Below are 13,929 nucleotides of genomic sequence, written 5' to 3'. Positions count from 1 at the left end.
GCAAATATTTAAAGATTGTACGAGACAAAGTATGAAGATTAAAATTGTTGCTTGGGGTGGGCATGGAGACCTCAGACCTTATGTCGCTCTAGCCTTAGAATTACACAAAGCAGGCCATAAAGTAGACCTTGCGACTCTGGCTGATGAGAAAGAATTTGTTACCAGCTTTGGGGTTAACTGCATTCCAATGGAATGGAATTCAGATGACAGAGTATTTTTAACGTATCCACCTTTTAACACGATAGGTTTGCACAGCAATCAAGTGCGATCACTTCCAGATGGATTACTATCTGAAGTATGGCGTGTTTGCCAAAATGCAGAAGCAATTATTTTTAACGGCCCTTCTTATCCATGCTTGTATATTGCCGAGAAATTAGGTATACCTTGCTTTGCCTCTGCAACTCAACCCCACCATCAAACAAGAGCTTTTCCTCATCCATTTGTTACTAATGGCAAGCCTTTAGGAAAAGTTTATAATTGGCTGAGTTATCCATTCTTTGACCAACTTTTCTGGCAGTCAGTTTGCCAACCAGTCAACCAATGGCGGCAGGAAACATTGAATTTACGTCCTCTGACTTTTAGAGAAGGTATAGTACGTAGAATGCAACAGCAGAAAATACCCTTTCTCTACAGTTATAGTCCTACTTTTTTGCCTAAACCATCTGACTGGAATGATGATTTAATTCATGTAACCGGCTATTGGTTTTTAGATACTTCTGAGGATTGGCAACCGCCTACTAACCTGATTAATTTTTTGTCTACCGGAACGCCTCCAGTATATATTAGTAATATTTGGCATCATGAAAAATTAGGCAAAAGTCTAGCACTGGAAGTTGCTAAACTAACAGGTCAACGAATAATTATACAGGATTTAGATGATGAAGAACACGATGTAAAATCAACAGATGATGTATTTTATATCAAGGGAATGATACCTCATGAGTGGTTATTCCCAAAAATGGCAGCAGTTGTACATCATGGTGGTTGTGGAACGACAATGAGTTGTTTACGTGCTGGTGTACCTATGATTATTACTCCGTTCAGAGTTACCGCAGAACACTATTTTTGGGCGCTTCAAGTATCACAGTCTGGCTTAGGTATTTCTGTATTTCCACAGCAAGAACAATTATCACCCGAAAGTTTAGCAGCAGCAATTAAAACTGTTACTAATGATAAAAATATGCGAATTAAAGCAACTGAGATAGGCAAACGAGTTCAAGCAGAAAATGGTGTACAGCGAGCAGTTGAAGCTTTTCATCAACATTTATTTGCTATCTAATTTCAACCAGGATCTATTGACGAAATTAACTCTGCTAAAAAAATGAAAATTAATCTTTCAGAACAAACATCTCTTTTAGAAGGAACTCAATATCTAGCTCAAGAGAAATATATTGAAGCAATTGCTTTTTATCAGCAAAGCATTGAGGCAGACCCTACCACTATTTCTAATTCCTGGTACTTATGCCTGGCTTTACTCCTTGACGGGCAAGAATCACAGGCTTTGTCTATCTGGTCATCAGTTCTAGAACAGGCTCTTATAGAGCAAGTTGATACTTGGACAAAAGGGTTAGTGGAAGTACTAACGAAAGAAGCCATAAGTCGTGAAGCAGCCTCTGACTTTCAATTAGCTCATGAAATGCGTCAGTATGCTAGTGTAGCCTACAACCTGGCACGGCTTGTAATATGGAAAAGAGTGAAAGGATATAAGTTTTCAACTACGTGGTTTATTCAAGCTCTCTCAATCTGGGAACAGCATTTAATATCTTTAGCTAACAAGCCTAGTATAAATATTTTAGAAATAGGTAGTTGGGAAGGTATGTCTGCATGTTGGCTATTAGATAATATTCTCACTCATGAATCCTCAACACTTACCTGTATAGATACCTTTGAGGGAAGCATTGAACACAAAGTGGAATATGAAGATAGCTATATAAATTCTATCGAAGAAAAATTTGATTTCAATATTTCCCAAACAGGAGTACCAGAGAAAGTTAGAAAAATTGTTGGTAATTCGCAAGATGTATTGCGAACACTACCTATTAATCATTATGACATGATTTACATTGATGGTTCTCATATAGCCAGCGATGTCCTTGTGGATGCTGTTTTAAGCTGGGGGCTTGTTAAAGTCGGAGGTATTATTGTTTTTGATGACTATAATTTTTCATTTAACGATATTGTAGAGGCATCACATAACACAAAAATTGGTATAGATGCTTTTCTAACGGTTTTTTATACAAAAATTAAGATTATTTATCAAGGCGAGCAAATTCTAATTAAAAAAATTTGTCCCTAGAGTAATGCTAGAAGAAACATATACCTTTCAATATTAAGTCTCTTTGATATTAAATGTTATGTTTTTCAAAAATACTATTAACATTATCTGTCTTTGATGTCGCACAATAACAAGACCAATAATGAGTACAGAAGCACAAGAATTAGATCAAGGTATAGCAATAATTGGTATGGCAGGACGTTTTCCTGAAGCCAAAAATATTGCAGAGTTTTGGCAAAATTTATGTGATGGAGTTGAGGCAATTTCTCAGTTCAGTGATGAAGAATTGATTGCGGCTGGAGTATATCCATCATTATTAAAGAATCCTAACTATAAAAAAGCTGGCGCTGTATTAGACGATACAGATTTATTTGATGCTGGTTTCTTTGGCTTTAATCCTAAAGAAGCAGAAATGACTGATCCCCAACATAGATTATTTTTAGAATGTGCTTGGGAAGCATTAGAAAATGCTGGTTATGATGCTCAAAGATGCGAAAGCAAGATTGGAGTTTATGCAGGTGCTAGTTTAAATAACTATTTGCCATTTAAGTTAAATATTGACCAACTTGGTTCAGCGCATAGTTTTCAAAAGCTAATTGGAAATGATAAAGATTTTTTGTCTACTCGCGTTTCCTACAAATTAAATCTGACTGGGCCGAGTCTTACTATACAAACGGCTTGTTCTACTTCCTTGGTCGCCACCGCTTTAGCTTGCCAAAGCTTACTCAATTATCAATGTGATATGGCTTTGGCTGGTGGGGCTTCAATTCGTGTACCCCAAAAAACAGGGTATTTACATCAAGAAGGGGGAATTTTATCACCTGATGGTCATTGTCGTGCCTTTGATGCCAAAGCAAAAGGGACAATTATTGGTAATGGTGTAGGAGTAGTGCTGTTAAAGCGGTTATCGGATGCGATCGCAGACGGCGATCACATTTATGCTGTAATTAAAGGTAGTGCCATCAATAACGATGGTTCTGGTAAAGTGGGCTACACTGCGCCTAGTGTCAACGGGCAAGCAGAAGCGATCGCAGAAGCAATAGCCCTGGCTGATATTGAAGCTGAAACAATCAGCTATATCGAAACTCATGGTACAGGAACAGCTTTAGGCGATCCCATCGAAATCTCTGCGTTGACAAATGCTTTTCGTGCTGATACTGAGAAAAAAGGTTTTTGTGCGATCGGTTCTGTCAAAACAAATATCGGACATTTAGACGCAGCTGCTGGTGTGACAGGTTTAATTAAAACCGCTTTGGCTTTACAACATAAACTAATTCCTCCCAGCTTAAATTTTGAGCAGCCTAATCCAGAAATTGATTTTGCTAATAGTCCTTTCTACGTCAATACAAAGCTGACTGAATGGAGTGCAACTTCTACACCGCGCCGTGCTGGAGTTAGTTCTCTAGGTATTGGTGGAACTAATGCTCATGTCATTCTAGAAGAAGCTCCTTTTGTGACGAGAGTGGAGAAGCAAAAGAGAGATTATCAGTTGTTAGTACTTTCAGCGAAAACTGATTCGGCTTTAGAAACCGCTACTAAGAATCTTACTCAACACCTCAGACAGTATCCTGATGTGAATTTGGCAGATGTAGCTTACACATTGCAAGTAGGGCGTGGGGTATTTGATTATCGCCGTGTTGTGGTTTGTCAAAGTACTCTAGAAGCAATAAACACCTTAGAAACTATCGATCCTCAACAAGTTTTAACTCACTTTCAAGAGCCAACTCAACGCTCTATTACCTTCATGTTCCCTGGACAGGGCGCTCAGTATGTGGGAATGGGTAAAGAACTTTACCAGACTGAACCTATATTCCGCGAACAGGTGGATCATTGTTGTTTGCTACTCGAACCGAATTTAGGGTTAGATTTACGTTCAGTTATTTATCCACACGAGTCTGAAAAACAAGTACCAGAACAGCTCAAGCAGACATCCTTAGCACAACCAGCATTGTTTGTAATTGAGTATGCTTTGGCTCAACTGTGGATGTCTTGGGGTATCTCACCGCAAGCGATGATTGGCCACAGTATTGGGGAATATGTAGCCGCTTGTCTTGCTGGTGTGATGTCGTTGGAGGATGCGTTAACTTTGGTTGCTGTACGCGGGCGACTAATGCAGCAAATGTCAACAGGTGCAATGCTTTCTGTGTCTGCATCAGCAGCAGAGGTTAAAACTTTCCTCAATGAAGATTTAGCTTTAGCTGCTAGTAATGCACCTTCATTGTGTGTGGTTTCTGGAAGCTATGACGCAGTAGATAAGATTGCTGAAAAGCTGACAGGTAAAGGGATAGAGTGTCGCAGTTTGCATACTTCTCATGCTTTTCACTCCCAAATGATGGAACCGATATTAGAACCATTCATAGCGGAACTGAAAAAAGTCAAACTCAATCCTCCTCAAATTCCCTTTATTTCTAATTTGACGGGTACTTGGATTTCAGCGCAAGAAGCAACATCTCCAGATTATTGGGCGCAGCATTTACGTCAAACAGTACAGTTTTCAGATGGTTTATCAGTCTTGCTGCAAGAAAGCGAACAGCTAGACTGTGCCCCAAGCGATCGCATACTCTTAGAAGTAGGGCCAGGAAGAAGTTTGTGTACTCTTGTCAAACAACACGCCCAACAAGCCACCGGACAAGTTGTATTACCTTCCTTACGTCATCCCCAAGATGAAAAATCAGATGTTAATTTATTACTTAACATTTTAGGGCGGCTCTGGCTAGCAGGAGTTGAGATAAATTGGTCTGGTTTTTATAGCCATGAACAGCGTTACCGCGTACCTTTACCTACTTATCCATTTGAACGTCAGCGTTATTGGATTGAACCAGAAATACAAACTCAAGTATCTGATAAAGTTGAAAGCAAGCAGGGTAAAAAACCTAACATTAGTGACTGGTTTTATATTCCTTCTTGGAAACGAGTTCCCCTCGTCAAAACAAAAGATATTACCTCTGGTTATTCTCTAATTTTTGTAGATGAATATGGCGTAGGTTCACAACTTTCTCAACGATTACAACAACTTGGGCAAAAGGTAATTACTGTCAAGATAGGAGAAAAATTTGCTCAAATTGATAGCAATACATACGCTATCAATCCGGCTCAAGCGGATGATTATCAGAACTTACTACAACAGTTACGAGAACAAGAAAAAACTCCCGATAAAATTACTCACTTATGGAGTTTTACCCAATCACAAACTTTATCTTGGGAAACAACCCAAAATTTAGGTTTCTACAGTCTTATTTACCTAGCACAAGCGATTGGACAACAACAGATAAGTGATGCGATTCAACTTTGTGTTATTGCTAATCATCTGTACGACATAGGAGGAAATGAAGAATTATATACTGAAAAAACAACCATAATAGGCGCGTGCAAAGTAATTCCTCAAGAATATCAGAATATCAGTTGTCGTCTGGTTGATATTTTCTTGCCTACATCAACAAACGAAGATTTTCTAGAGCAGTTATTGGCAGAATTAACAGCAGACTCAAAAGATTCAATAATTGCTTACCGGAATAATTACCGTTGGGTACAAACATTTGAGCCTGTTGCATTAGAAGCCGCTACTGAAGATAAAATTCGCTTGCGCCAAAAAGGAGTATACCTAATTACAGGTGGAATGGGAGGTATAGGTTTAGTTTTAGCTGAATATTTGGCAAAAACTGTACAAGCAAAACTGATTTTATTAGGACGTTCTCTTCAATGTGAAAACGAGAAAATCAAACAATTAGAAGCATTCGGTGCAGAAGTATTGCTACTGGCTGCTGATGTGACGAATGAAGAACAGATGCAGAGTGCGATCGCGCAATCTTTAAAACGTTTTGGTACAATTAATGGTGTCATCTATAGTGCTGGTATTGCTGGTGCAGGGATGATTCAACTAAAAATACCAGAGACTGCCGAAAAAGTTTTTGCACCCAAAATTCAAGGAACAGTAATTCTAAATAATGTTCTCAAACACATCAATTTAGACTTGTTAGTTCTTTGTTCCTCCTTAAGTTCAATTCAAGGTGGATTTGGGCAAGTAGATTATTGTGCTGCTAATAGTTTCTTAGATGCCTTTGCTCATTGGAATACAGCAGCAAATAACAGATTTACAGTTGCTATTAACTGGGACGCTTGGCAACAAGTTGGGATGGCAGTTAATACTAGTGTTCCTGATGAAATCAAAAACTGGCGTGAAGAAAGTTTAAAAAATGCTATCCTGCCAGTAGAAGGAGCAGATTGCTTTAGACGGATTTTAGCAACCTCTTTACCTCAAGTTATAGTTTCTACGCAAGATTTACAGGTAGGAATTGAGCAAATCAATCAATTAGCTTTATCTTTATCATTAGCTCAAAAGCCAGTAAATTCTTGTCAAGTATCTGCCAGTAGACATTCACGAACTCTCCAAGAAAATACTTATATAGCTCCTAGCAATGAAATTGAAGAAACTATTGCCAATATCTGGGAAGAACTCATTGGAATTGAAAAAGTAGGGATTCATGATAACTTCTTTGAATTAGGTGGACATTCTTTACTGGCAGTCCAAACTATTTCTCGTATCCGAGAAGCTTTTCAAGTCGAATTACCACTACGTACTCTTCTCTTTGATGCGCCAACAGTTAGGGAATTAGCTAATGTCATCCTCGAAAAACAACCACAATCAGAAGAACTTGATGAAATCGCAAAACTATTAGCAGAAGTAGAAAATCTCTCCATTGAAGAACTCCAAAGACAAATAGCCCAAGAATCGCCAGTTAGTTAAATAAACTTTAAATTTTGTATCTCCTTCTTTGCGCGAAACTTTCATAAAAATATGGAATTCAGCATACTCTACTTTTCCGGCGATGGCTCAACAACCGAATCAGAGAAATATAAACTCTTGATAGAAACAGCTAAACTAGCCGATAAACATGAATTTTCAGCAGTATGGACTCCCGAACGCCATTTTCATCCTTTCGGAGGTTTGTATCCCAATCCATCGGTAATTAGTGCAGCCTTAGCAATGGTGACAGATAAAATTCAACTCAGATCAGGTAGTATTGTGATGCCATTACAACATCCTGTTAGAGTAGCCGAAGAATGGGCTGTAGTTGATAATTTATCTGGTGGTAGAGTTGGACTTTCTTTTGCACCAGGTTGGCACGCTGATGATTTTTTATTACGTCCAGAAAATTACGCTGAACGTAAAGAAGTTATGTGGCGTGACATCGAAATTTTACAAAAACTCTGGCACGGTGAAGAAATTGAATTTATTAATGGCTCAGGCAATAAAGTTCAGATAAAAACATTTCCCCGTCCTATACAATCTCAAGTACCTATATGGATTACTTGCCAAGCTGACAGTACGTTTATTGGTGCAGGTAAAATAGGCGCTAATGTTTTAACCTCTTTGTTGTATGCCACTATTGATGATTTAGCTCAACAAATATCTCTTTATCGTCGTACTTTGGCTCAACATGGTCATGATCCAAAAAGTTGCAAAGTGTCTTTGATGATGCATACTTATATAGGAGATAATGAACAATTAGTTAAGCAACAAGTAAAACAGCCTTTTTGTAATTATCTTAAAACTCATTTTGGCTTAGTTGAAAACTTAGCTAAACGCATCAATTTTCAATTTAATCCTGAAAATTTTACCGAAGAAGATCGACAACAGCTTTTAGAGTTTGCTTTTGAGCGCTATTTCCAACAAGGTAGAGTTTTAATTGGTACGCCAGAAAGTTGTCGTCAAACAATTGCACGTCTGAAAGAAATTGGCGTAGATGAAATAGCTTGTCTCGTTGATTTTGGCCTTGATTTTGATACAGTGATGACAAGCTTAAATAAGCTAACAGACTTTAAGCAAAACTATCAGATAAAAAAACAGATAAGTAAATATTCAACTTTAAGTTTATTTGGGTGATTAGTTGTGAAAGATATTAATGAAAGAATTGCCGCTTTATCTCCCGAACAAAGAGCATTGTTTGAAATGCGGCTAAAACAGAAAAACTTACAAGTTAAAAAATCAACATCAATTTTTAAAAGAACAGCATCAGATATTTTATATTTATCATTAACTCAAGAAAGGTTGTGTCTGCTTCATCAGCTACAACCAGATACACCTTTATATAATGAATCTAGTCTATTGCATCTTACAGGTATTCTCAACACTCCAGCTTTAGAAAAAAGTATTAATGAAATTATTAAAAGGCATGAAATTCTCCGCACTAGCTTTCAAATTGTAGATGAGCAAACTTTACAATTAATTGCTCCCAAACTCACATTTACGCTGACAACTATAGAATTAGGCACATACTCAGAAACGAAAGTCAACCAAATTGTTACAGAAAAAGCTCGGCAAGCTTTTGACCTGGCTCAAGCGCCACTGCTTCGAGGTACGCTAATTCGTCTGAGTGAGCAAGAACATATTCTCTTATTGACCAAGCATCACATTATTTCTGATGGTTGGTCATGGCAAATCTTTTTTCGAGAGTTAGCAGCACTATACCAAGGCTTCTGTCAAGATAATTCAGCAAACTTGCCAGAGTTACCAATTCAGTATGCAGACTTTGCACTGTGGCAAAGACAATATTTAAATGATAAATCGCACCATCTGACATACTGGAAGCAACAACTTAAAGATGCGCCGCCAATTCTCAACTTACCAACAGATTATCCCCGCCCTGCACAACAAAGCTTTCAAGGTGCGCGTGCAACTATTATAATTCCGCAAGCGATCGCAGATGCACTCCAATCTTTCAGTCAACAGGAAGGCGTTACCCTGTTTATGGTATTGCTTGCTGCGTTTAAAACCTTGCTTTACCGTTACACAGGGCAAACAGACTTATTAGTTGGGACTCCTGTTGCAAACCGCACCCACAGCGAAATTGAAAATTTACTCGGATGCTTCGTTAACACTTTAGTTCTCCGAACTGATGTATCTGGAGAACCAAGTTTTAGAGAGTTGGTGAAACGAGTACGCGACACAGCCTTAGCTGCTTACACTCATCAAGACTTTCCCTTTGAACAGCTAGTCAAAGAACTACAACCGGAACGGACATTAAGCCACACTCCTCTGTTTCAGGTGATGTTTGTTTTCCAAGATGCGCCAATATTAGCCCTACAACTGCCGAATTTAACCTTGGCTCCTTTAATGATAGACAACGGGACTGCCAAGTTTGATTTGACTTTGTATGTAGAAGATACCAAGCAAGGGCTAATAGGATTTTTGGAGTACAACAGCGAGTTGTTCCATGCTGACACCATTAACAGGATGGTGGGACATTTTCAAACTTTATTAGAGAGTATAGTTGCTAATTGCGATCGCTCTATTAGTAAATTGCCTTTATTAACACCAACTGAACAACATCAGTTATTAGTAGAATTTAATCAAAATTCCTTAGAGATTTCTCATAGCCAGCTTGAAAAATGCCTGCATCATTTAATTGAGGCACAAGTAGAAAAGACACCTGATGCTATTGCAGTAATATTTGCAGATAAAAAACTTACTTATAGAGAATTAAATAATCGTGCCAATCAATTAGCACATTACTTACAATTGTTAGGAGTTCAAGCAGAGAAGCGGGTTTGCATTTGTCTAGAACGCTCCTTAGAAATGGTAGTGGGGCTGTTGGGAATATTAAAAGCTGGCGGTGTTTATGTTCCAATAGATCCTAATTATCCTCTAGAGCGTTTAGCTTTCCTTTTAGAAGATTCTCAAGCGCCACTATTATTAACGCAGCAAGAAATATTAACCAAACTGCCAACATATCAAGGCCAAGCTATCTGCTTAGATACTGATTGGGAAAACATAGCACAATACAGTAAAGATAACCTAAATACCAAAATCACACCTGATAATTTAGCTTACATCATTTACACTTCTGGTTCTACAGGAAAACCAAAAGGAGCAATGAACACGCACTGCGGGATTTGTAATCGTCTCCTCTGGATGCAACAAGCTTATCAACTAACAGCAATTGATGCTGTACTTCAGAAAACCCCTTTTAGTTTTGATGTATCAGTCTGGGAATTTTTCTGGACTCTCATCACAGGCGCTCGTCTAGTAATTGCAAAGCCAGAAGGACATAAAGATAGTGCATATCTAGTAGACTTAATTGCTGAAGAAAATATTACAACTCTACATTTTGTACCTGCAATGCTTCAGGTATTCTTAGAAGCACCAGGAATAGAAAAATTAAAATCTATCAAGCGAGTTATTTGTAGTGGTGAGGCTCTATCTTTCACAGTTCAGAAAAGATTTTTTGATGTTTTAGATGCCGAACTATATAATCTTTATGGCCCCACAGAAGCTGCGATTGATGTTACCTTCTGGAAGTGTCAACAAGAAAGTGATAAATCCATAGTTCCAATTGGTCGCCCCATCGCCAATACCCAAATTTATTTGTTAGATTCCCATTTAAAACCAGTACCTATTGGCATTTCTGGAGAATTGCATATTGGTGGGGTTGGAGTAGCTAGAGGATATTTAAATCGCCCAGATTTGACAGATGAAAAATTCATTCCTAATCCTTTTAGTAATCAACCAGAAAGTCGCCTTTACAAAACTGGAGATTTAGCTCGATATTTACCAGATGGCAACATTGAATATTTAGGAAGAATAGATCATCAAGTGAAAATCCGAGGTTTTCGGATTGAATTGGGAGAGATTGAAACAGTATTGTGCCAACATCTCGCTGTGCGGGAAGCTGTTGTTGTGCAGGAAAATCAATCTCTTCTGGCTTATGTCGTTTTTCATCAAAACGCGGCACATTCTATTAATGAACTGCGAAATTACCTACAGCAACATTTGCCAGAATACATGATTCCTTCTGCCTTTGTGCTGCTAGACAGTTTACCGTTAACGCCTAATGGCAAAGTAGACCGTAGGGCATTACCAGTACCAGAGCAAACCCGCCCTGAACTAGAACAAACATTTGTTGCTCCTCGTAACCCAACTGAGGAAATGTTGGTAGGAATTTGGGTAAAAATATTGGGAATACAGCAAGTAGGCATTAACGACAACTTTTTTGAATTAGGTGGACATTCTTTATTAGCTACTCAAGTAATTTCCCAAGTACGAAAAGCATTTGGATTAGAAATACCGCTACGTAATCTATTTGCATCACCCACAATAGCTGAACTTGCCAAACATATAGAGAAAGCTAAACCTAAATTAAATTCAGTTCCTTTTTTAGTACCTGTTGACCGAAATCAAGAATTACCTCTGTCTTTTTCTCAACAAAGATTGTGGTTCCTTCATCAATTAGATCCCGACTCAACAGCTTATAATGGCTCTGATTTGGTGCGGCTGCAAGGGACACTGAATGTAGCAGCACTAGAGAACAGTATTAACGAAATTGTCCGGCGACATGAAGTTTTACGGACGTACTTTACAGTTGTTGAAGTCCGACCAATTCAGAAGATTATTTCTGAATTTAGACTACCTATACCAATCGTAGATTTACAACATTTACCAGTAATTGAAAGAGAAAAAGAAATACAAAGGCTGAAAGTAGAAAATGCCCAGCAACCATTTGATTTAACACAAGCACCGTTGATGCGATTAGTGCTTTTGCGCCTCACTCTAGAAGAACATATCTTGTTAGTCACAATGCATCATATTATCTCTGACGCTTGGTCAGGAGGAGTGTTTATCCGCGAGGTTTCAGCACTTTATGAAGCATTTTCAAATAGCAAACCTTCTCTGCTAACAGAGTTAACAATTCAATATGCTGATTATGCAGTGTGGCAACAGCAATATTTACAAGGAGAAAGGCTTGATACTCAATTAACCTACTGGAAACAACAGTTAAAAAATGCAAAGACAATCTTAGAATTACCAACAGATAAACCGCGCATTCAACTACAAACTTCTTTAGGAAAAAAACACTCATTCAGCCTATCACCTACACTATCTAATAACCTTAAATCTCTCAGTCAGCGAGAAGGTGTCACTTTATTTATGACTCTCCTGGCAGCTTTCAATACCTTGCTCTACCACTATACAAAGCAAGAAGATATCCTTGTAGGTTCTCCCATCGCTAACCGTAATCGTAGTGAATTAGAAGGATTAATTGGCTTTTTTGTCAACACTCTCGTATTACGAACTAATCTCTCTCATAACCCTACCTTTAAAGAATTATTGCAACAGGTACGAGAAACAGCTTTGGGAGCTTATGCACACCAAGATTTACCATTTGAGAAGTTAGTAGCAGAACTACAGCTAGAGCGTAATTTAAATCATTCGCCGCTATTTCAGGTATGGTTTGTTTTGCAAAATGCTCCTAAATCAAATCTAGAACTAGAAGGGCTAAATCTCAGCATTTTAGAAGGTGACAGTGGCACAGTTCGTCATGATTTGAAACTGCAATTAACAGAAATACCAGAAGGAATGGAAGCTTTCTTTGAGTATAAAATAGATTTATTTCATGCCACTACTATTGTTCGCATGGCAGTTATTTTGGACATATTACTAACAAAGGTTGTGGAACAGCCAGATATTCGGCTCGACCAATTAGTAATACTATTGCAGGAAACGGAAAAACAACAACAAAACATCCAAAATCAAGAATTGCAGCAAGCTCGGATTCAGAAGTTAGGTAAAATCGGACGCAAGGCGATCGCAGGCAAAGTTGAATCATAATTAGGCATAAGAATATGAATCTAAAAACATTCAAAAGAAAATCAATTACAGTTTCTTCCGAAAACTTGGTTACAACCAGTTTCTTAGAATCTAATCAACAGCTACCTCTCCTTATTCAAGCTGCTGTGGATGGCATTAATTTAGTCAATTGGGCAAGTAATAACCGTGGTTGGATAGAAAAACAATTAATTCAATATGGAGGTTTACTTTTTCGCAATTTTCCAGTTAATACTCATAGCGAATTTGCTAATTTTATGCAGGCTATAGCAGGAGAATTAATCGAATATTCTTATCGTTCAACTCCGCGTAGCCAAGTTGATGGTAAAATATATACATCAACAGAATATCCGCCTGATCAATCAATTCCTCTACATAATGAAATGGCCTATTCTCTTAATTGGCCAATGAAAATTGCCTTCTTTTGTGTAAAGGCAGCAGAGCAAGGTGGAGAAACACCAATTGCGGATAGTCGTAAAATATTTGAACGAATAGATCCAAAAATTAAAGAGCAATTTATTCAAAAAAAGATTATGTATGTCCGTAATTACGGACAAGGAATTGATTTATCTTGGGAAACTGTATTTCAAACTAACGATAAAGCAGAAGTCGAAGCATATTGTCAATCTGTCGGCATTGATTTTACATGGTTAGACGGAAATAAACTTAGAACCAGCCAAGTTTGTCAAGCTGTTGCTACCCATCCTCAAACTGGTGATTCAATTTGGTTTAATCAAGCGCATTTATTTCATATCTCAAGCTTAAAAGCTGAAGTCCGCCAATCTTTACTTGCTATACTAAATGCTGAGGAATTACCACGTAACGCTTATTATGGAGATGGTTCAGAAATTGAATCCTCAGTATTAGAAGAAATTCAAAAAAGTTATGAGCAAGAAACAGTAACATTCTCTTGGCAAGAAGGGGATATTTTACTGCTAGATAATATGCTAGCTGCTCATGGACGTAAGCCATTTACAGGCGCGAGAAAAGTTTTGGTAGGTATGGCAGAACCTTATATAGGTCAATAATTGAAATATATCTAAGTACATCG

The 13,929-nt window shown here is 38.0% G+C and carries 6 protein-coding genes; all 6 read left to right on the top strand.

What is annotated here, in order from left to right:
- Nucleotides 1–31 precede the first annotated feature (31 nt).
- The 6 genes from G1O98_RS01245 to G1O98_RS01220 all read left to right on the top strand — a co-directional run bounded on the left by G1O98_RS01245 (nt 32) and on the right by G1O98_RS01220 (nt 13,906).
- Nucleotides 32–1,279, top strand: coding sequence for a glycosyltransferase (locus G1O98_RS01245; RefSeq protein WP_163926805.1), 1,248 nt, complete (start codon nt 32–34; stop codon nt 1,277–1,279).
- Between the two features lie 42 nt (nt 1,280–1,321).
- Nucleotides 1,322–2,296, top strand: coding sequence for a class I SAM-dependent methyltransferase (locus G1O98_RS01240; protein WP_163926804.1), 975 nt, complete (start codon nt 1,322–1,324; stop codon nt 2,294–2,296).
- A gap of 121 nt (nt 2,297–2,417) precedes the next feature.
- Complete coding sequence (locus G1O98_RS01235) at nt 2,418–7,019, top strand: type I polyketide synthase (protein WP_163926803.1); 4,602 nt, start codon at nt 2,418–2,420, stop codon at nt 7,017–7,019.
- 51 nt (nt 7,020–7,070) lie between these two features.
- Complete coding sequence (locus tag G1O98_RS01230; protein ID WP_163926802.1) at nt 7,071–8,159, top strand: LLM class flavin-dependent oxidoreductase; 1,089 nt, start codon at nt 7,071–7,073, stop codon at nt 8,157–8,159.
- Between the two features lie 6 nt (nt 8,160–8,165).
- Complete coding sequence (locus G1O98_RS01225) at nt 8,166–12,881, top strand: non-ribosomal peptide synthetase (RefSeq protein ID WP_163926801.1); 4,716 nt, start codon at nt 8,166–8,168, stop codon at nt 12,879–12,881.
- A 14-nt stretch (nt 12,882–12,895) separates the two neighbouring features.
- Nucleotides 12,896–13,906, top strand: a complete 1,011-nt coding sequence (locus G1O98_RS01220) for a TauD/TfdA family dioxygenase (protein ID WP_163926800.1) — start codon at nt 12,896–12,898, stop codon at nt 13,904–13,906.
- Nucleotides 13,907–13,929: the final 23 nt, after the last annotated feature.

Origin of the sequence: Nostoc sp. UIC 10630, assembly GCF_010747425.1 — a bacterium.
Taxonomy (GTDB): domain Bacteria; phylum Cyanobacteriota; class Cyanobacteriia; order Cyanobacteriales; family Nostocaceae; genus Nostoc.
Note: the sequence above shows the minus strand (reverse complement) of the source record. Positions and strands in the feature narration are given on the sequence as shown.

What these genes read in the sequence shown, in the direction of transcription:
- G1O98_RS01220 (WP_163926800.1), top strand. Translation starts at nt 12,896, where the DNA reads ATGAATCTAAAAACATTCAAAAGAAAATCAATTACAGTTTCTTCCGAA.
- G1O98_RS01235 (WP_163926803.1), top strand. Translation starts at nt 2,418, where the DNA reads ATGAGTACAGAAGCACAAGAATTAGATCAAGGTATAGCAATAATTGGT.
- G1O98_RS01230 (WP_163926802.1), top strand. Translation starts at nt 7,071, where the DNA reads ATGGAATTCAGCATACTCTACTTTTCCGGCGATGGCTCAACAACCGAA.
- G1O98_RS01240 (WP_163926804.1), top strand. Translation starts at nt 1,322, where the DNA reads ATGAAAATTAATCTTTCAGAACAAACATCTCTTTTAGAAGGAACTCAA.
- G1O98_RS01245 (WP_163926805.1), top strand. Translation starts at nt 32, where the DNA reads ATGAAGATTAAAATTGTTGCTTGGGGTGGGCATGGAGACCTCAGACCT.